At 71.2% G+C, this 20,216-nt stretch carries 17 protein-coding genes; 14 read left to right on the top strand and 3 right to left on the bottom strand.

Annotation, left to right across the window (positions count from 1 at the left end):
• Positions 1-73: 73 nt before the first annotated feature.
• The 6 genes from AB0368_RS05765 to AB0368_RS05740 all read left to right on the top strand — a co-directional run bounded on the left by AB0368_RS05765 (position 74) and on the right by AB0368_RS05740 (position 3,975).
• Complete coding sequence (locus AB0368_RS05765; protein ID WP_366152915.1) at positions 74-1,336, top strand: TadA family conjugal transfer-associated ATPase; 1,263 nt, start codon at positions 74-76, stop codon at positions 1,334-1,336.
• Positions 1,333-2,178, top strand: a complete 846-nt coding sequence (locus AB0368_RS05760; protein ID WP_366152617.1) for a hypothetical protein — start codon at positions 1,333-1,335, stop codon at positions 2,176-2,178. Before AB0368_RS05765 ends, AB0368_RS05760 begins: the two co-directional genes overlap by 4 nt.
• Before the next feature lie 193 nt (positions 2,179-2,371).
• Positions 2,372-2,962, top strand: a complete 591-nt coding sequence (locus AB0368_RS05755; protein ID WP_366152616.1) for a type II secretion system F family protein — start codon at positions 2,372-2,374, stop codon at positions 2,960-2,962.
• A gap of 85 nt (positions 2,963-3,047) precedes the next feature.
• On the top strand, positions 3,048-3,224 hold the full coding sequence (locus tag AB0368_RS05750) for a DUF4244 domain-containing protein (RefSeq protein WP_366152615.1): 177 nt from the start codon (positions 3,048-3,050) through the stop codon (positions 3,222-3,224).
• Entirely contained in the window at positions 3,221-3,616 is a 396-nt protein-coding gene (locus AB0368_RS05745; protein ID WP_366152614.1) for a TadE family protein, read from the top strand. Before AB0368_RS05750 ends, AB0368_RS05745 begins: the two co-directional genes overlap by 4 nt.
• Positions 3,613-3,975 carry an Rv3654c family TadE-like protein gene (locus AB0368_RS05740; RefSeq protein WP_366152613.1) on the top strand — a complete coding sequence of 121 codons (363 nt, stop codon included), beginning with the start codon at positions 3,613-3,615 and terminating at the stop codon, positions 3,973-3,975. The genes AB0368_RS05745 and AB0368_RS05740 overlap by 4 nt, the downstream gene beginning before the upstream one ends.
• Positions 3,976-4,001: 26 nt before the next feature.
• Here the strand turns inward: AB0368_RS05740 and AB0368_RS05735 are convergent, their stop codons facing one another.
• On the bottom strand, positions 4,002-6,296 hold the full coding sequence (locus AB0368_RS05735) for a DEAD/DEAH box helicase (RefSeq protein ID WP_366152914.1): 2,295 nt from the start codon (positions 6,294-6,296) through the stop codon (positions 4,002-4,004).
• Positions 6,297-6,459: 163 nt separating this feature from the next.
• On the opposite strand from AB0368_RS05735, the gene AB0368_RS05730 reads away from it, so the two are divergent.
• The 6 genes from AB0368_RS05730 to topA all read left to right on the top strand — a co-directional run bounded on the left by AB0368_RS05730 (position 6,460) and on the right by topA (position 14,330).
• Positions 6,460-6,831, top strand: coding sequence for an STAS domain-containing protein (locus tag AB0368_RS05730; RefSeq protein WP_366152612.1), 372 nt, complete (start codon positions 6,460-6,462; stop codon positions 6,829-6,831).
• Complete coding sequence (locus tag AB0368_RS05725; RefSeq protein ID WP_366152611.1) at positions 6,828-7,268, top strand: ATP-binding protein; 441 nt, start codon at positions 6,828-6,830, stop codon at positions 7,266-7,268. Before AB0368_RS05730 ends, AB0368_RS05725 begins: the two co-directional genes overlap by 4 nt.
• A 264-nt stretch (positions 7,269-7,532) precedes the next feature.
• Positions 7,533-9,899 (top strand): sodium-translocating pyrophosphatase, encoded by a 2,367-nt coding sequence (locus tag AB0368_RS05720; RefSeq protein WP_366152610.1) that lies wholly within the window; start codon positions 7,533-7,535, stop codon positions 9,897-9,899.
• A 74-nt stretch (positions 9,900-9,973) separates the two neighbouring features.
• Positions 9,974-10,504: a hypothetical protein gene (locus AB0368_RS05715; protein ID WP_366152609.1), complete on the top strand. Its 531-nt coding sequence runs from the start codon at positions 9,974-9,976 to the stop codon at positions 10,502-10,504.
• Between the two features lie 116 nt (positions 10,505-10,620).
• Positions 10,621-11,319: a hypothetical protein gene (locus AB0368_RS05710; RefSeq protein ID WP_366152608.1), complete on the top strand. Its 699-nt coding sequence runs from the start codon at positions 10,621-10,623 to the stop codon at positions 11,317-11,319.
• A 197-nt stretch (positions 11,320-11,516) separates the two neighbouring features.
• Entirely contained in the window at positions 11,517-14,330 is a 2,814-nt protein-coding gene (gene topA, locus AB0368_RS05705; RefSeq protein WP_366152607.1) for a type I DNA topoisomerase, read from the top strand.
• A gap of 24 nt (positions 14,331-14,354) precedes the next feature.
• Here topA and AB0368_RS05700 read toward each other — a convergent pair whose 3' ends face one another.
• On the bottom strand, positions 14,355-15,668 hold the full coding sequence (locus AB0368_RS05700; RefSeq protein WP_366152606.1) for a D-arabinono-1,4-lactone oxidase: 1,314 nt from the start codon (positions 15,666-15,668) through the stop codon (positions 14,355-14,357).
• Positions 15,669-15,862: 194 nt separating this feature from the next.
• Between AB0368_RS05700 and AB0368_RS05695 the strand changes: the two genes are divergently transcribed.
• Positions 15,863-16,492, top strand: coding sequence for a TetR family transcriptional regulator (locus AB0368_RS05695; protein ID WP_366152605.1), 630 nt, complete (start codon positions 15,863-15,865; stop codon positions 16,490-16,492).
• A 4-nt stretch (positions 16,493-16,496) separates the two neighbouring features.
• Here the strand turns inward: AB0368_RS05695 and AB0368_RS05690 are convergent, their stop codons facing one another.
• Complete coding sequence (locus AB0368_RS05690; protein ID WP_366152604.1) at positions 16,497-17,702, bottom strand: amino acid deaminase/aldolase; 1,206 nt, start codon at positions 17,700-17,702, stop codon at positions 16,497-16,499.
• Between the two features lie 243 nt (positions 17,703-17,945).
• On the opposite strand from AB0368_RS05690, the gene tmk reads away from it, so the two are divergent.
• A complete protein-coding gene (gene tmk, locus AB0368_RS05685; RefSeq protein WP_366152913.1) occupies positions 17,946-20,216 on the top strand; it encodes a dTMP kinase in 2,271 nt (756 codons plus the stop codon).

Raw genomic sequence — 20,216 nt, 5'->3', positions numbered from 1 at the left:
CTGACAAGACAGTCCCTTGTGCTTGATCCGCACGGCGCCGGGCGCTCCGGTGCTTGAGGCGACGGGTCCGGGCATCACGGAGAAGGTGCGGCACCGGTTCGCGGTCGAAGGCGTGAATCCGACCGCCGCGGCCGTGGTGACCGCGGTGAAAGAGGATTCGTCGGTCTCCCTGCTCGGCGACACCGCCGTGCGGCGACTTGCCGACCGGGTACGCCACGATCTGGTCGGCGCCGGCCCGCTGGCGTCGTTGCTGGCCGACGCCGAGGTCACGGACGTGCTCGTCAACGGTACGGAGGTGTGGGTCGACCGTGGCGCGGGGCTGCTCCGCACGTCCTTGTCGTTCGGTCATCCCGACGAGGTTCGCCGGCTGGCTCAGCGGCTCGCCGCCAGTTGTGGGCGCCGCCTCGACGATGGCCGGCCCTACGCGGACGCGTACCTGCCCGACGGCACCAGGCTGCACGCGGTGTTGCCGCCGGTCGCCACGTCGGGGCCGTACCTGTCGTTGCGTACCTTTCGGCAGCGGCCGTTCACGCTCGCTGACCTCGTCCGATGTGGAACTGTGCCGCCGCAGATCGGTCCACTGCTCGCGGCAGTGGTGGAGGCGCGGCTGGCTTACCTGGTCGTCGGCGGTACGGGCTCCGGAAAGACGACCCTGCTCGGCACGCTGCTGGGCATGGTGCCGGCGACCGAGCGGATCGTCCTGGTCGAGGACGCGGCCGAGCTGCGGCCGGCGCACCCCCACCTGGTGGCCCTGCAGACGCGGACATCGAACGTCGAGGGCGCCGGCGCGGTCAGCCTCACCGATCTGCTGCGCCAGGCGCTGCGCATGCGACCGGACCGCCTGGTCGTGGGCGAGTGCCGGGGCGCGGAGGTCGTGGATCTGCTCGGCGCCCTGAACACCGGGCACGAAGGAGGCGCCGGCACGCTGCATGCCAACACGCTGGCCGACGTCCCGGCCCGGCTCGAGGCGCTGGGACTGCTCGGCGGGCTGCCCAGGGCGGCCTTGCACGCCCAGGTCGTCGCCGCCCTGCAGGTGATTCTTCAGGTACGGCGACAAGCGGGCGGGCGCGTTCTGGACTCGATCGGGGTGCTGCTTCCGACGGGGGAGCACCATCTCGCCACGGTCGTCCCGGCTTGGCAGCGAGACCGAGGACCCGGCCCGGGCGCGCCGACCCTCGGCCGCCTCCTGGCCGATCGCGGCATGCACGTCCCGCCCGTGCTGGCCGTCCGCGGCGTGAACGTCCTGCCCGTGGCGGCCGATCGCAGCATGCACGTCCCTCCGGCGGCGGCCGATCGGAGCATGCACGTCTCTCCGGTGCCGAGGTTGCCGCGATGACGCCTGGGCCCTGGTTCTTGGCGGCAGTCCTGCTCGCGACGGCTGCGATGGTTGCCGTCTGGCCGGCGCGGCGCGGGCTGCGTCGGCTCGCCCTGCCGTCCCGGCCGGTGAACCTCGCCGCTGCCGGTGCGTTCATGGTTCGCTCGCCGCGACGCTTCGTCGCCTTCACCGGGACGTCGGCGGTGCTCGTCGGCGCTCTCCTCGGTGGCCCGGTCGCCGCGTTGATCGCCTTCGCCTACGCGATGCTGGGCGCCCGTGCGCTCGCCCGCCACGCCGCGCGCCGGCGGTCCGCCGAAGTTCGGGCACGGGACTTGGACGAGCTCGGCGCGCTGGCTGCTGACCTGCGCGCCGGCCTTCCGCGGGCAACGGCGACGATCGGTGGGCGGCTCGGCGAACTGACGGCAGCGGCGGGCCGGCTCTCGGAGCGTACGGGCGCTCCGACGGCTGACCTCATCGAACGCATCGAAGCTGACGCCCGCGCCGCCGACCGGGCCGCCGCAACCGCCGCCGCCCAGGCCGCTGGGGCTCAGGCGACCGCCGTCCTGCTGGCGGCGCTGCCACTCGGCGGCATCGCGCTCGGGTACGGCATCGGCGTCGACCCCCTGCACGTCCTGCTCCACACGCCGGCGGGCGCGGCCTGCGCTATCGGTGCCGTCGGGTTACAGGTCGCCGGCTTGCTGTGGGCGGACCGCCTCACGAACGGACCTTCCGACCGGCGCCCTCCGCCGACCCGTTCCGCTGCCGAGCCAACGTCCGCGCTGCACAGTGAACCTGGTCGCCGACGGTCGATGCTCGCGGCTCGGCAGCAGCCCGCACCGAAGCGAGTCGGGCGGCGCCGATGAGTACCTCGACCTGTGGTGCCGAGTCGATTCTGCGAACCGGCGGCCCGGTTCAGGTCCCGCTCCAGCCTTGTTGCCTCGTCGCGCTTCTGCACGCCGCTCGCACGCCAGACCCCGCGATGGCCGTGCCCTGCCCCCTCCGTGCCGACCTCAGCGCCCTGACGGCCTCGGTGTCACGTGCGCGGGAGGGAGTCGCATGATCCGCCGCATACTCCTGGCGTGTGTCTGCGGTGCCGCGGTCGCCTGGTACGTCGGGCATTGGTGGGGCGTTCCGCCTGCGCTGCTCATCGCGTACGGGATGAGCCGGTGGTTGAAGAATCAAGAGCCCGCCGCCGTTCGAGCCGCGCGCGCCCGGGCTCAGGCGGACCTGCCGCTCAGCGCTGACCTTCTGGCGGCAGCTCTGCGCGCCGGGGCGCCGGTCGACCGTGCCGTGTCCGCCGTCGCCGAGGCGTTGAGTGGTCCGCTGGGGGAGCGGCTCGCGCGGATCGGGCGGGCCCTACGGCTGGGCGCCGACCCGCCGGAGGCATGGGCGCACATCGCCGGCGTACCGGGCGCCGGGCGGCTGGTCGCGGCGGCGGTGCGGTCCAGCGCGAGTGGCGGGGCTCTGGCGGGAGCGTTCACCCGGCTCGCCGAAGACCTGCGCGCCGACCGGGCGATCGCGGCTGAGGCGGCCGCTCGCCGTGCTGGAGTGCTGATCGTCCTTCCGCTGGGAGTGTGCTTCCTGCCGGCCTTCCTGCTCGCCGGCCTGGTGCCGGTGGTCATCGCCGTCCTCGGCGACGTGCTGTGAATCGCCAAGCTCGCCGGTCTGTGGACCGGTGCTGGTCGCCCTCGCGGCGACGTTCCGTGACAACACACGACATTTAGGAGTCCCCATGCACCGACTCATCGCCCGCCTCACCGGGCCCCAAGCCGACCAAGGAATGAACACGGCGGAGTACGCGGTCGGCACCCTCGCCGCCGTAGCCTTCGCGGGGGTGCTGCTCAAGGTCCTGACCAGCCCCGGCGTCGCGCAGTCTCTGACCAGAGTGATCACCGAGGCCCTGAAGTGACGCCGCGCCGGCAGCCTGGACGCAGCCGGTACGCCCTGCGCTCCCGGTGTCAGGGACGGGATCGGGGATCCTTCACGGCCGAGCTGGCGGCCGGGCTGCCGGCGCTCATGCTGCTGCTCTTCGCCGGCCTCACAGCGGTCGTAGCCGTCACCACCCAGGGCCGCTGCGTCGACGCTGCCCGTGAAGGTGCCATCGTTGCCGGCCGCGGTGGGCCGGGCGCGGAGAATGCCGGTCAGATCGGCCCCCCGGGCGCGGAGGTGAGGGTGGTCGAGGGTCAAGAAACCGTGACCGTCGAAGTACGCGCGAGAGTGCCGGTCCTCGGTGGGCACCTACCGATGATGACCGTAGGTGCGACGGCCGTGGCCGCCCGCGAACCGGCCGGCATCCCGTGAACAACGACCGTGGCGCCGGGTCGGTGTTCGTGCTCGCCGTCGGGCTCGTCCTGGTCGCCGGTGGGGTGGCCGGCGCGGCTGTCGGTGCGGCTCGGGTGGGACGGCACCACGCGCGTACGGCAGCCGATCTCGGGGCGCTGGCCGGGGCTGTGCGGGCGATCGAAGGGCTACAGCCCGCTTGCGGCCGGGCGGCCGATCTCGTATCGGCCAACGGTGGCCGGATGGTCTCCTGCCGGCTCGAGGGACTGGAGATCGTCGTGGAGGTCGTGACGCCGGTGACGCCGCTGCCCGGCCTGACGATGCAAGCAAAAGCCGCCGCACGAGCGGGCCCAGTGGAGGGACGGGGAGTCGCTCGGTAAAGGGCCACCGGGCGGACCCGCCCGGTTCAGGGACGGCCGCTCAAGACCCCCGGCAAGGCACCCAGCACCACATCCAACACAGCGACCGCCTTCGCCTTGTCGAGCGGATTGTTGCCGTTACCGCACTTCGGCGACTGCACGCACGATGGGCACCCCGCCTCGCACCCACACGACGCCACAGCCTCGCGCGTGGCCCGGAGCCAGGCTGACGCGGTGCCATACGCCCGCTCCGCGAAGCCCGCCCCACCCGGATGCCCGTCGTAGACGAACACCGTAGGGCTCTGCGTGTCCATGTGGTTCGCCGTCGACAACCCCCCGATGTCCCAGCGGTCGCACGTGGCGATCAGCGGCAGGAGGCCGATGCCTGCATGCTCCGCCGCATGCAACGCACCCGGTACGTCAGCCGGTGCCACCCCAGCGGCCTGGAGTGCCTGCGGGGAGATCGTGAACCAGACCGCGACGGTACGGAGTTCGCGGGCGGGCAGGTCCAGCGGGCGGGTGTCGAGCACCTCTCCGGTGCCCAGCCGGCGGCGCTGGTACGATACCACCTGGCTGGTCACGTCCACCGAGCCCAGGAACAAGCCGACCGGGCCGGCGTCGACGTACTCGCGGACCGAGACCACCGACAGGTCCGTGACGTCGCGCGCGTGGGTCGACCAGTCCGGTTCCGCCGCGTGGACCAGGGCCACCGCGTCCTCGAGATCCAGGTCATCTACCAGATAGGAGATTCCCTGATGCAAGTAGACCGCGCCCGGGTGCAGCATGGCGTGGGATGAGCCCTGGTCCACCGTGCCGAGCAGGCGGCCTGTTGCTGACTCCACCACCGCGACCGGGGCGCCGCCCGTGCCGCGCAGGTCGACCTCGGGACGCCCATGGCGGGTCCAGTACCAGCCTGTCGGGCGTTTTCGCAGGGCTCCCGACCGGACGAGGCCGTCGACCGCTTCCTGGGCCGGAGAACCGCCGAAGAGGGCGAGGTCCGCGGGGCGTAACGGCGCCTCGGCGGCCGCGCAGCACAGTTGCGGGCCGAGGACGTACGGGTTGGCCGGGTCCAGCACCGTGACCTCCACGGGACGGCCGAAGAGTGCGTCCGGGTGGTGCACCAGATAGGTGTCCAGCGGATCGTCGCGGGCCACGAGCACCGCCAGCGCCTCGCCGCCGGCCCGGCCTGCGCGGCCCGCCTGCTGCCACAGCGATGCGCGGGTGCCCGGGTAGCCGCAGATCAGCACCGCGTCCAGGCCGACCAGGTCCACGCCGAGTTCGAGGGCGTTGGTCGACGCCAGGGCGAGCAGCTCGCCGGTCATCAGGGCGCGTTCGATCGCCCGGCGGTCCTCCTTGAGGTAGCCCGCCCGGTACGCCGCCACGCGCTCGCCCAGGCCCGGCACCGCCTCGTCGAGTGAGCGCCGCGTCATGGTCGCCACCACCTCGGCGCCTCGGCGGGAGCGGACGAAGGCGAGAGTTCGGGTGCCTGCCACGACCGCGTCGGTCAGCAGGTCGGCGGTCTCCGAGAGTGCCGATCGTCGGGTCGGGGGGAGGTCCGGGTCCTCGTGCGGCAGCAGCGGCGGCTCCCACAGCGCGAAGGTCACCGCGCCGCGGGGTGAGGCGTCCTCGGTCACCGCGGTCACCGGCAGGCCGGTCAGCCGGGTCGCCGCGTCGGCCGGGTCGCCCGAGGTCGCCGACGCGAGGACGAACGTGGGGGTGCCGCCGTACTGGGCCGCCAGGCGGCGGAGGCGGCGCAGGACGTGGGACACGTGGGAGCCGAACACTCCCCGGTAGGTGTGGCACTCGTCGATCACCACGTACGCGAGACGGCGCAGGAAGGTGGCCCACCTGGAGTGGCCCGGCAGAAGTGCGTGATGGAGCATGTCCGGGTTCGTCAGGATGAACCGGGAGTGCTGGCGGATCCACTCGCGTTCCTCGCGCGGCGTGTCACCGTCGTATGTGGCCGGCCGCACACCGTCGAGGCCGAGCCGGGTCAGCGCCCGGAGCTGGTCCGCCGCGAGGGCCTTGGTCGGTGACAGGTACAGGACGGTCGCGCGCGGGTCGTCGAGCAGCCGGGTCAGCGCGGGCAGCTGGTACGCGAGGGACTTGCCGGACGCCGTACCCGTGGCGACGATGACGTGGTGACCGCCGTGAGCGAGCGACGCAGCGGTGGCCTGGTGCTCCCAAGGCTCGAAGCCGTAGGCGTCGCGCAGCTCCCGCGGCACCCAGTCGGGCCACGGCACCGTCCGCCCCGATCGCGCCTCGACGCGCTCGATGTGAGTGATGGGGGTGCTGTCCAACGAGGGTCCGAGCGCTTCCAATGCGCCGCGCGCGGCCGGAATGCCCGGGACGGTCGTGGTCACGTCCTGCACTCTGACATCGGTATGGCCCGAACCCCAAACGGGTACGACGGTGGGTGCCCACGCGTCGGGGGATGACGGTCGGTGGTTAGATTCGCTGGGGAGATCGGCTGCCTGAGGGCTTGCCCCGGAGGGAGGAGAACCGATGGAGCTGTCGCTGACGACCCGGACCGTCGGCGAGCACACGGTGCTCGACGTGGGCGGTGAGGTCGACGTCTATACCGCCCCGCGGCTGCGGGAACGCCTGGTCGAGCTGGTCGACGGCGGGGCGCGCCACGTGGTGGTGGATCTCGCCAGGGTCGACTTCCTCGACTCCACCGGACTCGGTGTCCTGGTCGGCGCCCTCAAGCGGCTGCGGGCCGCGAGCGGCACGTTCGGCCTCGTGTGCTCGAAGGAACCGCTGCTCAAGATCTTCAGGATCACCGCGCTCGATCAGGTCTTCCCGATATACCCCTCCGTCGAGGCGGCCACCTCGACTCCGTCAGGCGATCGCGACGACACCACTGAAACAGCGTGATGGCCACGGTGCGGCTGTCGTTCTCCCCGGCCCCGGTGCACGTCCGTACGGCCCGGCTGGTCGGCGTGGCGGTGGCTCGGCGCGCGGGGGTCGCCGAGGAACTGCTCGACGAGGTACGGCTGGCGATAGGCGAGGCGTGCACGCGGGCGGTGGCCCTGCACAACCAGTACGGCCTACCCGATCTCGTTATGGTAGAAATGTCCGACTCGGACCTGTATACGGTGCGGGTGATCGACCGCGCGCCGATCGAGGCGAGCATCGGTCTTGCGAAGCTTCCTCCCGATGAGCTCGCCGACGAGTCACTGACCGACGAAGCTCTGACCACCGGTGTCGGATTCGCCCTGCTGGCCGGCTTTGTGGACGATCTTCAGGTTCGTCCCTGGGACGAGGGGGCGGGCACCGAGGTCCGCATGGTGTGGCCGGTTCACCGTCGCTGACGAAGAAGTGCGCAGGTCGGGGCCGGAGCCTAAAGGTTGATGCCCATCAATGCCAACCGCTAACACAGCGGTAAACATCACCACGACACGGCCGGAACCAGGTGTGACCACTACCACGTCCGGCCGCTACAGTACGCCGGTAATCAGCTACTGCTCCCTGGTCTCGTGTCCGCGGGACCCGGTTTGTCGTCTCCCCGGAAGCGGGGATGCGCCCGGCAGTCTCGTCCGCTGCCGGGTGCGGTCGGTGTGTACAGGAGGACATTGATGTCCGGGACTTCGATATCCCTTGCCGCGGAGAGCGGCGAGACGTCCCTGAGCGGCCAGAACGTCACGTTCGTCATCGTCGCGGTCGTGTTCGCGCTGGTGGCGCTCGCTTTTGCCGCCATGTTCGTGCAGTCGGTGCTGAAGGCCGGTCGGGGCACCACCAACATGCAGGAGATCGCCGGCGCCGTGCAGGAGGGCGCGTCGGCATACCTCTTCCGGCAGTTCAAGACCCTGGCGATCTTCGTCGTCATCGCGGTCGTGCTGCTGTTCCTGCTTCCCGTGCACGGCTCCGGCGACAACGAGACCACCGTGAAGATCGGCCGGTCGCTGTTCTTCATCGTGGGTGCCGTGTTCAGCTCCTTCATCGGCGGCGCCGGCATGGCGCTGGCGACTCGGGCGAACCTGCGGGTGGCCGCCGCGGCCGGCGAGTCCGGCGGTCGCGAGAAGGCGATGGGCATCGCGTTCCGTACGGGCGGTGTGGTCGGCTTCCTCACCGTCGGCCTGGGCCTCTTCGGCGCGGCGCTGGTCGTGTGGATCTACCGCGGTGACGCCCCCACAGTGCTCGAGGGCTTCGGCTTCGGCGCCGCGCTGCTCGCCATGTTCATGCGGGTCGGCGGCGGCATCTTCACCAAGGCCGCCGACGTCGGCGCCGACCTTGTCGGCAAGGTCGAGCAGGGCATCCCGGAGGACGACCCGCGCAACGCCGCGACGATCGCGGACAACGTGGGCGACAACGTCGGCGACTGCGCCGGCATGGCCGCCGACCTCTTCGAGTCGTACGCGGTCACGCTGGTCGCGGCCCTGATCCTGGGTCAGGCGGCGTTCGGCCAGGACGGCCTGATCTTCCCGCTGATCGTCTCGACGATCGGCGTGGTCATCGCCATCGTCGGCGTCTTCATCACCCGGCTGCGCGCCTCCGACCGCAACGGTCTTACCGCCATCAACCGGGCGTTCTACATCTCCGCCGTGCTGTCGGCGATCATCGTCGCGATCGTCAGCTTCATGTACCTGCCGGATTCGTTCGCCGGGTTCAAGGACGCGTCGCTGGACGCCGGCGTCGTCGCCAGCGGCCGCAACCCGCAGTGGGTGGCGATCGGCGCGGTCGCCATCGGCATCGTGCTGGCCGCCGCGATCCAGGCGCTGACCGGCTACTTCACCGAGGTGGAGCGCCGTCCGGTGCAGGACATCGGCAAGTCGTCGCAGACCGGCGCGGCCACGGTCGTGCTCGCCGGAATCAGCGTCGGCCTCGAGTCGGCGGTGTACTCGGCGCTGCTCATCGGTGCGGGCGTGTTCGGCGCGTTCCTGCTCGGCGGGTCGTCCATCACCCTGTCGCTCTTCGCGGTCGCGCTTGCCGGCACCGGCCTGCTGACCACGGTGGGTGTCATCGTCGCCATGGACACCTTCGGCCCGATCTCGGACAACGCGCAGGGCATCGCCGAGATGTCCGGCGACGTCGACGAGCGCGGCGCCAAGATCCTGACCGAGCTCGACGCGGTCGGCAACACCACGAAGGCGATCACCAAGGGCATCGCGATCGCGACGGCCGTGCTCGCCGCGACGGCTCTGTTCGGGTCGTACACGAACACGCTGTCGTCGTCGCTGGCCGACGCGGGTATCTCTGCGGACCGCATCGGCACCGAGATCCTCGGCCTGCTGAACATCTCCAACCCGCGCAACCTGGTCGGTTTGCTGATCGGCGCCGCGGTGGTCTTCCTCTTCTCCGGCCTGGCGATCAACGCCGTCTCCCGTTCGGCGGGCGCGGTCGTGATGGAGGTACGCCGCCAGTTCCGCGAGTTCCCCGGCATCATGGACCGCACCCAGCGGCCCGAGTACGGCCGGGTGGTCGACATCTGCACCCGTGACGCCCAGCGTGAGCTGCTCACCCCGGGCCTGCTGGCGATCATGGCGCCCATCGCGGTGGGCTTCGGCCTGGGCGCGGGCGCGCTGGCGTCGTACCTGGCCGGTGCGATCGGCACGGGCACCCTGATGGCGGTCTTCCTGGCGAACTCCGGTGGTGCCTGGGACAACGCCAAGAAGCTGGTCGAGGACGGCGCGTACGGCGGCAAGGGCTCCGACGCGCACGCCGCGACGGTCATCGGCGACACGGTCGGCGACCCGTTCAAGGACACCGCCGGCCCGGCCATCAACCCGCTGCTCAAGGTCATGAACCTGGTCTCGCTGCTGATCGCCCCGGCGGTCGTGGCGTGGAGCGTCGGCAGCGACCAGAACACCCCGCTGCGGATCGGCATCGCCGTGGTGGCGGCGCTGGTCATCGTGGCCGCGGTGGTCTGGAGCAAGCGCAAGCCGATCTCCATGGGTGAGCCGGCTCCGGCCGCGGAGCCCACCACCACGCGCGTCAGCGCCTGATCCGAAGTGGTCAAGGAGGGCACCCGGCGCTCGCCGGGTGCCCTCCGCCGTTCGTTGGCCGTACGCTGCAACCCATGCGCACGGCCCGCACCATCCCCCTACTCATCGTCTGCTCGCTCCTCGTGACGCTCGGTGCCTGTTCGAGCGGCCCGGCTCCCCGCGCCTGGGTCGCCTCCGTGTGCAAAGTGCTCGCGCCGTGGCGTACGGAGATCGGCACTCTCGCCACCCGTACCCAGCAGCAGATGACCGCCGCGACGACCCCCGCGCAGGCGAAGGAGAACCTGATGCGGCTCTTCGGCGGCGCGGAGTCGGCGAGCGAGAAGGCGCGCGCCGGTGTGCAGGAGGCCGGGGTGCCCGACGTCGACCAGGGTAAGAAGGTGGCGGAGGGCTTCACCGCCTCGCTGGGCGCGATGCGCGACGCCTACGGCCGGGCGAAATCGGGCATCGAGGCGCTGGCCACCAGCCCGTCGAAGGACTTCTACGCCAAGGTCGGCACCGTGGTCCAGACCCTCAACGTCGAGTACAAGGCGAGCGAGCTCGACACCAGCAACCTGTCCTCGGTCGAGCTCAAGCAGGCCTTCGACGAAGTTCCGGAGTGCCGCTGACCATGGCCGAGCCCGGGTGGCCGCTGATACCGCGCGAGGTGCTGCCCGCGCCGGTCCGGCCCGCCCCTTCCCGGCCGCGAAAGGAGGCCGAAGGAAGGAAGGCCGCGCCGGGAAGGATGGCCGCTCCGACCCCGGCGGGCCGGCAGCTCTCGGTCTTCGGGGTGGAGGCCGTCGACCCCTCGCTCGCCGACCTCGCCGGCCTGCTGGCGGGTCCGGGCCGGCTGGGCCGGATGGGAGGTACGGCCAGAGTCGCCGTCCGGGTGGACGCCGCCTGGCGGGTGCACGTCCTGGTGCAGGAGCTGGTCAGCCGGGGCCTCGTGGTCAACTGGCACCCGATCCCCGAGAGTCCGCGGGACGAGCCGGTGGTGGAACTCACCTCGGTGCCGGTGGATCAGGACGTCGACGAACCGGCCCCGGCCCTGCGGGCGCCGGAGCCCGATGAAGCCGGCGACGACGGGGAACAGACGGTGGCGTTCGAGGTCAGGACGGCGTACAGCAGCCGCCTGAACGGCCTCTCCCGGAGCTGGCCGCCGCCGGCCGGACGGCTGTTCCTCAACGGCCCGAGGCTGCGGCTGTGGGTGGCGGCCGCCGGTGCGCCGGTGTCCCAGGGCTACGCCCTCGGTCTGGATCCCGACGGGACTCTTGACAAAGCCGTGGATGCCGCATTGACAAGGGTCGGTCTCGCGGGCACGATCCAGACCGGTCCGGCGTACGTGATCGCAGGTCGGAGGCGTCTCGCCCGGCTCGCCGAGCTGATCGGCGAACGACCCGCCGCGGCGCCCGCGCGGTGGTGGCCGGGCGGCGCCCATGCGTGATCTTCCGGGATTGTGTGCGACATGACGCCATGTTCCCGGTGTACGGTGGCGCCGTCGGACGCGTGCGGTGGCCGGGCCGTTACCATCCGACATCTGTGTGCCCGGGGAATGGGAGCTCGTCCGGCGCGTTACGTTGAACGTCCGCGTGTCCGCCGTCCGCGACGGGCCGCCGAATGAGCGTGAAGTTTGGGAGTGCCGTGCCGAGTAACGCCAGGACGACCCGTCTGGTCATCGTCGAGTCCCCGTCGAAGGCCAAGACGATCGCCGGTTACCTGGGGCCCGACTATTTCGTCGAGGCCTCCTTCGGCCATGTCCGCGACCTGCCGAAGAACGCCGACGAGGTGCCCGAGAAGTACAAGGGTGAATCGTGGGCGCGGCTCGGAGTCGACGTCGACAACGGCTTCCATCCGCTCTACGTGGTCTCCGCCGACCGCAAGCAGCAGATCGCCAAGCTGAAGCAGCTGGCGAAGGAGGTCGACGAGATCTTCCTCGCCACCGATGAGGACCGCGAGGGCGAGGCCATCGCCTGGCACCTGGTCGAGACGATCAAGCCCAAGGTCCCGGTCCGGCGGATGGTCTTCCACGAGATCACCCGGCTGGCGATCCAGGCCGCGGTGGCCAACCCGCGCGAGATCGACAAGGACCTGGTCGACGCTCAGGAGGCCCGGCGCATCCTGGACCGGCTGTACGGCTACGAGGTCAGCCCGGTGCTGTGGAAGAAGGTCATGCCGAAGCTCTCGGCCGGCCGGGTCCAGTCCGTGGCCACCCGGATCGTGGTCGAGCGCGAGCGCCAGCGGATGGCCTTCCGCTCGGCCGAGTACTGGGACATCAACGCCCAGCTCGCCGTGCAGGGCAAGGTCGAGGGGCCACGGAACTTCTCCGCGACGCTGATCGCCCTCAACGGCGACCGCATCGCCACCGGCAAGGACTTCGAGCCCACCACCGGCCGGATCAAGCCGGGTGCCGCGGTCGTGCACCTCGACGGCGACGGTGCCCGCGGGCTCGCCGCCCGCCTCGAGGACCGCCCGTTCCAGGTCACCCGGGTCGAGGAGAAGCCGTACAGGCGCCGGCCGTACGCGCCGTTCATCACCTCGACGCTGCAGCAGGAGGCCGCTCGCAAGCTGCGCATGTCGTCGGCCCAGACCATGCGGGTCGCCCAGCGGCTGTACGAGAACGGCTTCATCACGTATATGCGTACCGACTCGGTGAACCTCTCGGAGACGGCCATCGCGGCCGCCCGCCGGCAGATCGCCGAGCTGTACGGCGAGCGCAGCGTCCCGCCGGAGCCCCGCCGCTACACCGGCAAGGTCAAGAACGCCCAGGAGGCGCACGAGGCGATCCGCCCCGCCGGTGACACGTTCCGCGCGCCCGGCGAGCTGGCCAAGGAGCTGTCCGGCGACGAGTTCCGGCTCTACGAGCTGATCTGGCGGCGTACGGTCGCATCCCAGATGACCGACGCGGTCGGCAACTCGATCTCCGTGCGCATCCGGGCGGTCTCCACGACCAAGGAGGAGGCGGACTTCGCGGCGACCGGCAAGACCATCACCGACCCCGGCTTCCTGCGCGCCTACGTCGAGTCGTCCGACGACGAGAACGCCGAGGCCGAGGACGCCGAGCGCCGGCTGCCGAACCTGGTCAAGGACCAGCCGCTGACGGCCGACGAGCTCGCCGCGGTCGGCCACCACACCAGCCCGCCGGCCCGCTACACCGAGGCGTCCCTGGTCAAGGCCATGGAGGAGCTGGGCATCGGCCGCCCGTCGACGTACTCCTCGATCATGCAGACCATCCAGGACCGGGGGTACGTGGAGAAGCGCGGCCAGGCGCTGATCCCCACCTTCATCGCGTTCGCGGTGATCGGGCTGATGGAGAAGCACTATCCGCGCCTGGTCGACTACAACTTCACCGCCGCGATGGAGAACGACCTCGACGGCATCGCCGGCGGGGAGAACGCCTCGCTGGACTTCCTCACCGCGTTCTACTTCGGCACCCAGACCGCCGACCCGGACGGCTCGATCGCCCAGGCCGGCGGCCTGCGCAAGCTGGTCACCGACAACCTCAGCGCGATCGACGCCCGCTCGATCAACTCGATCCCCCTCTTCGACGACGAGGAGGGGCGGCTCGTCGTCGTGCGGGTCGGCCGGTACGGGCCCTACCTCCAGCGCCAGCTCCCGGAGGCGACCGAGGAGTCGCCGAACGACCGCGTCTCCATCCCGGAGGGCGTCGCGCCCGACGAGCTGACCCCGGAGAAGGTCCGGGAGCTGTTCCTCGGCGGCGGCGGGGAGAAGAGCCTCGGCGAGGACCCGGCGACGGGCGGCCAGGTGCTGCTCAAGTCCGGCCGCTTCGGACCTTACGTGGAGAGCGGGGAGCGGCGCTCGTCGCTGTTCCGCACCCAGTCGCCGGAGACGCTGACCCTGGACCAGGCGCTGCAGCTGCTGAGCCTGCCGCGGATCGTGGGCAAGGACCCCGAGGGCGCGGAGATCGTCGCCAAGAACGGCAAGTTCGGCCCGTACGTGCAGCGCGGCACCGATTCCCGGTCGCTGCAGGGCGAGGACCAGCTCTTCACGATCACGCTCGACGAGGCGCTGGCTCTGCTGGCCGCCCCGAAGAGCCGCCAGCGCGGGGCCGCCAAGCCGCCGCTGCGGGAGATGGGCCCGGACCCGGCCACCGAGAAGCCCATGGTGATCAAGGAAGGTCGGTTCGGCCCGTACGTCACCGACGGCGAGTTCAACGCCTCACTGCGAAGCGGGCAGACGCCGGAGGAGCTGACCGTCGAGCAGGCGTCCGAGATGCTCGCGGACAAGCGCGCCAAGGGGCCGGCCCCGAAGAAGAAGGTCGCGAAGAAGGCGGTCGCGAAGAAGGCCGCCGACGGCGCCGAGCCCGCGAAGAAGGCCGCCAAGAAGGCTCCGGCCAAGAAGGCGGCCCCTCGCAAGGCGGCGAACGCAGCACCGGCGGCAAAGAGGGCGGCGGCGAAGAAGGCCGCCCCGGCGAAGGCGACGGCCAGCGCCGAGTGACCCTGTGGACGGGCCTGTGGACAACTAGCGTCCCAGGACCCGTTCCAGGTAGGGGTTGGCGAAGACCCGCTGCGGGTCCAGCTGCTCGCGCACGGCCAGGAAGTCGCCGAATCGCGGGTACGCCCGGCGCAACGACTCCGCGTCCCGGTAATGCATCTTGCCCCAGTGCGGGCGCCCGCCCAGCGGCTCGCACAACGCCTCGACCGCCCGGAAGTACGGCTCGTACGGTGTGCCCGCGAACTGGTGCACCGCCACGTACGCGGACTCCCGGCCGTACCCGTGGGAGAGCCAGACGTCGTCCGGCCCGGTGAAGCGGACCTCGACGGGGAACTGCACCTTGAACGGCAACCCGTCGATGATCTTCGGCAGCGCCGCCATCACCTCGGGTACGCACTCGCGCGGGATCTCGTACTCCATCTCCAGGAAACGCACGCGCCGCGACGTACAGAAGACCCGGTCGGACCGGTCCGTGTAGGCCCGGGCCGTCAGGGCCCTCGCCGCGACCGCGCTGATCACCGGGACCGTCGCGGGGATGCGCCGACCCAGCCGGCACAGGCCCTCGAACAGGGTGTTGGGCAGGAAGTCGTCGTCCATCCAGCTCCGGAAGCGGGACAGCGGCCGGTCCACCACCGGCACCCGATTGTTGACCTTCACCTGCGCCCGGTCCGTGTACGGATACCAGAAGAACTCGAGATGCTCGTTGCCGGCGACCTGCTCGTCCAGGCCGGCCAGCACCTCCGCCAGCGGCAGCGGACGCTCCTCGGCGAGCAGGACGAAGGCCGGCGTGCAGCGCAACGTCACCTCGACCAGTACGCCGAGGGCGCCCAGGCCCAGCCGGGCGGCGGGGAACAGCTCGGACGACGAGTCGACGCGCAGGACCTCGCCCGAGCCCGTGACCAGCGTCACCGCGGCCACCGACGAGGCCAGCGTCGAGTGATCCCGGGCGCTGCCGTGGGTGCCCGTCGAGATCGCGCCGGCGACCGTCTGCCGGTCGATGTCGCCCAGGCTCGGCAGGGCCAGACCGTGCTCGGCGAGCACCGCATTCAGCTTGTACAGGGGCATTCCGGCCTGCACGGTGACCAGTTCGCCGTCTACCGACACCAGGTCGGTGAGCCGGTGCAGCAGCATCCGCCGGTCGTCGGCGGCGGCGATGCCGGTGAAGGAATGGCCGCTGCCGACGGCCTTTATCCGGTGCCCGGCGGCCGCCGCCTCCTTGACCCGCGCGGCGACCTCGTCGACAGTTCGAGGGGTGAGGACGTCAGCGGCGACGGCCTGCTGATTGCCACCCCAGTTCCGCCACCGAAGCGACGTGACGGGCGCGGCGTTGTCACTGGTCATAACGGTTCTGTCCTCCCGACGAGCGGACAGTCGCACAAAACCGCGGATACCGCGTACCCCCGGCGTCCCGTCGATGCGTCTCGCTCGTTGATCCGAGTAACGTTCCTTTTTGAGGGTTGTTTACGACCTGCGATGCGGTCTTTGCCGCCGTCGCGAACAATTCTCACTTCACTGCTGAGAGGGAGTGGCGACGCGTGTCGACACCAACCGTCACCACCGGGCCGCTGCGGCGGGTTCCGGTGCAGGGCAGAAGCGTTGCCCGGGTCCAGCGCATGCTCGACGCCTGCGCGGAGCTGGTGGACGAGGTCGGGTACGAGGGCCTGACCACCACCCTGCTGGCCGAACGGGCCGAGGTCGCCATCGGCTCGGTCTACCAGTTCTTCCCGGACAAGCGCGCCATCGTCCAGGCGCTCGCCATGCGCAACATGGACGCTTACCTGCAGAGTCTCTCCGCGCGCTTCGCGAACGAGACGTTCGCCCACTGGTGGGACGGCGTCGATGCGGCCATAGACGCATACATCCACATGCACCGCAGCGTGCCGGGCTTCCGGACGCTGCACTTCGGTGACGTGGTGGACCTGCACCTGCTCGACGCCGAGCGGGACAACAACGCGGTCATCGGGGACCGGCTGGCCGAGCTGCTCGTCGACCAGTTCCAGCTGATGGACCGCGTACGGCTGCGCTTCGCGCTGCTGATCGCGGTGGAGGCGGCGGACGCGCTGATCAAGCTCGCGTTCCGGCGTGACGTGACCGGCGACGAGGCCGTGCTCATCGAGGCGAAAGCCCTCATCCGCGAGTACCTGCACCGCCACGTTCCGGCGTGATGGGTTACCCGAGGAACGCATAACCCTCTCCCCGGTACGTCGGGGCCGGCGTCGCCGTGTCGCCGTCGACGAGGTGCACCTCGTTGACGTGCTCGCACAGCTCGCCGGCCTTGGCGTGACGAAACCACACCCGGTCCCCGGGGCGGAGCCCGTCGGCGGCCGCTCCCATCAGGGGTGTCTGGACCTCGCCGGCCCCCTCGTCCGGGCGCAGGCGCAGGCCCGCCGGCATCCACGGCACCGGCAGCCGGGCCTTCTCGGGGGACCCCGAGGCGATCCAGCCCCCGCCGAGCACCGTGGCGATCCGTGGTGCCGGTCGCCGGACCACCGACAGCGCGAAGAACGCCGCCGGGCTGGGCTGCCACGCCCGGTACGTGTCGAACAGGGCGGGTCCGTACAGCCCGGAACCGGCCGTGACCTCGGTGACGGACGGGTCCGCGGCGGTCGCTGCCACGCTGCCGGTGCCGCCGCCGTTCACGAACTCCAGCTCGGCGTGCTCACCGATCGCCCGGACGGCGGCCGTCCGGCGCTCGATCAGCTCCCGGAGCGAGCGGCGTTGCATGAGGCGGATGGCCCGGCCGCGCAGGAGTTGCCCGGGCGGTGCGTCGCCCAGCCCGGCGATGTGCGCCTCGTACGCCATCATCGCGACCAGCTTGAAGCCCGGCCGCGCCACCAGGCGGCGGGCCAGCTCCCCGGCCTGCGCGGCGGAGTGCACCGGCGAACGGCGTACCCCGATGTGCAGCGGGCCGGCGGGGCGCCACGCCGCGTCCAGCTCCAGGCAGATCCGTACCTCGGGGCGGCTGCCCGGGGCCGTCACCGCGTCGACGAGGTCCAGGTGGGACGTGCTGTCCACCATGACCGTGATGGCCGCCGCCAGCCGCGGGTCGGCGGTGAGCTCGGCGATCGCGCCGCGGTCCACCGTCGGGTACGCGACCAGCACGTCGTCACTCGTACCCGTGCGGACCAACCAGATCGCCTCGGGCAGTGTGTAGGCCATGACGCCGGACCAGCCGGGGCGGGACAGCACGCGGTCGAGCAGCGCGCGTACCCGTACCGATTTACTCGCCACCCGGATCGGCTTGCCCGCCGAACGCGCGGTGAGCGCGGCGGCGTTCGCGTCGAACGCGGCGAGGTCGACCACGGCGAGTGGCGTCTCGAGGTCCGCGGTGGCCCGGTCGAGACGTTTCTGCAGGGCGCTGCGTTCGGCCGTCACGAGGAGCAACCTAACCGCTCATCGAAGAATGCGAAACACTCTCATTTATGCGCCACCCGTACGAGCGCACCACGCTTCACAGCGTGCGCCCGTTAGAGTGCTTCGGGCAGTGACTACCGGGAGGTAAGGGCCATCGACACCGAGACGAGCACGGCACGCAAGGACGCCACCCCGGTGGACCTCTCCGGCGTCGCGGCGCTGCGTTCCGTCCTGCGGATCCGCCCGTTCCGGCGGCTCTGGCTCGTGCTCAGCGTGGCCTCGTTCGGCGACTGGATCGGCATCCTCGCCACCGCGCTGTTCGCCTCGCAGCAGGTCAGCGGCAGCGTGGCACAGGGCAGCGCGTTCAGCAGCACGATCGCGATCCGGCTGCTCCCGGCCCTGATCCTGGGGCCGATCGCGGGCGTCATGGCCGACCGGTTCGACCGGCGCTACACCATGGTCATCTGCGACATCCTGCGCTTCTTCGTGTACGGGTCGATCCCCGTCGTGGCCCTCATCAGCGACTCCGGCGCCTTCACGGTGACCTGGACGGTGATCGCCACCTTCATCGGCGAGACGATCACCCTCATGTGGATCCCGGCCAAGGAAGCCGCGGTCCCGAACCTGATCCCCAAGGGCCGCCTCGAGGCGTCGAACCAGCTCACTCTGATCACCACGTACGGCGTCACCCCCATCCTGGCCGCGCTCGTCCTGGCCGCCCTCGACGGTGTCGTCCGCGGCCCGATCGGCGGCCTGCCCACCTGGGCATCACCGGTCCAGATCGCCCTCTACATCAACGCGCTGTCGCGGGCGGCGACGGCCGCGGTGGTGTTCTTCGGCATCAAGGAGATCAGCGCCGGCCGGCGTGAGCGCCAGCAGCAGAACGCCGAGCAGAGCATGTTCCGGCAGTTCGTCGAGGGTTGGAAGTACATCGGCAGCACCCCGTTCGTCCGCGGCCTTGTGCTGGGCATCTTCGGCGCGTTCGCTGGTGCCGGCATCGTCGTCGGCACAGCCCGGTTCTTCACCGCCTCCCTCGGCGCCGGTGACGCGGCCTTCTACCTGCTGTTCGCCACCCTGTTCATCGGGCTCGCGGTCGGCATCGGCCTGGGCCCGGCGATCGTCAAGGAGCTGTCCCGCCGCCGCTGGTTCGGCGTCAGCCTGGTGCTCGCGAGCGGCGCGGTCGCCTTCCTCTCGGTCGCGTTCCACCTGTCCATGGCCCTGTTCGGCGCGCTCTTCGTCGGTGCCGGGGCGGGCATGGCCTTCCTTGCCGGCGTCACACTCCTCGGCGGCCAGGTCGGTGACGAGGTTCGTGGGCGGGTCTTCGCCGTCGTGCAGATCGGTGCCCGGCTCGTCCTGCTGCTCGCCATCTCGCTGGCCGGCGTCCTGGTCGGCCTCGGCAGTTCCCGTTCGGTCCGGGTGGGCGGCGTCTCCGTCGACATCTCGTCGACCCGGGTCCTGCTGCTGGTCGCCGGCGTCATCGGCGTCTGGACGGGCATCAGCGCCTTCCGCCAGATGGACGACAAGCGGGGCGTACCGGTCCTCGCCGACCTGTGGGGCGCGATCCGCGGGCGCCCGCTGTCGCCGGCCGAGCCGTTCGCCCGTACCGGAATCTTCGTGGTCTTCGAAGGCGGCGAGGGAGCGGGCAAATCCACCCAGGTCTCCCGCCTGTCGGAGGCCCTCGCCGCGGCCGGCCACGACGTCGTCGTGACGCGCGAGCCCGGCGCCACGGACGTGGGTGCACGGATCCGCAGCCTGGTGCTGGCCCACGGCGACGGGGGCGACTCGCCGTCCCCGCGAGCGGAAGCCCTGCTCTACGCCGCGGACCGGGCCCATCACGTCGCCACCGTCGTCCGCCCGGCCCTGGAGCGGGGCGCGGTGGTGGTCAGCGACCGGTACGTGGACTCGTCGCTGGCGTACCAGGGCGCCGGCCGTACCCTTCCGGTCCAGGAGATCTCCTGGCTGTCGTCGTGGGCGACCGGCGGGCTGAAGCCCGACCTGGTCGTGCTCCTAGACGTCGACCCCACGGTCGGCCTCGGCCGGGTCGACAGCCGCGGCCTCGGCGCGGACCGCCTGGAGAGCGAGTCCCGCTCCTTCCACGAACGGGTCCGGTACGCCTTCCTCGACCTCGCCTCCGCCGACCCGAAGCGCTATCTGGTGCTGGACGCCGCCCGCCCGGCCGACGAGATCGCCGCGGTGGTGGCCGCCCGGGTCGACGCGCTGCTGACGGCCGGGGACGACATCCACCCGGACCCGGCGTCCCTTGACGTGCCGCCGGCCCCGGACCTGACGGCGGCGGATCTGGCACCCACGATGGTGGTGCCCACCGGGGCCGATCCGGAGCAGACGCAGGTCATCCGGTCCACCCCTCCTTCCTCGTCGCCTGAGGCCACCCAGGTGCTGCCTCCTTCGTCGTCCTTGTCGTCCTCGTCGGCTGAGGAGACGCAGGTGGTGCCCATCGAGGTGCTGGAAGAATTGACCGGTAATCACGCCCAAGCCGCCGACGACAACGACGGTCAGGTGGGCGACCGCCGATGA

It is taken from the genome of Actinoplanes sp. NPDC051475, assembly GCF_040689425.1.
GTDB lineage: Bacteria > Actinomycetota > Actinomycetes > Mycobacteriales > Micromonosporaceae > Actinoplanes.
The sequence above is the reverse complement of the archived record's forward strand: the minus strand, read 5'-3'. Positions and strand labels throughout refer to the sequence as shown.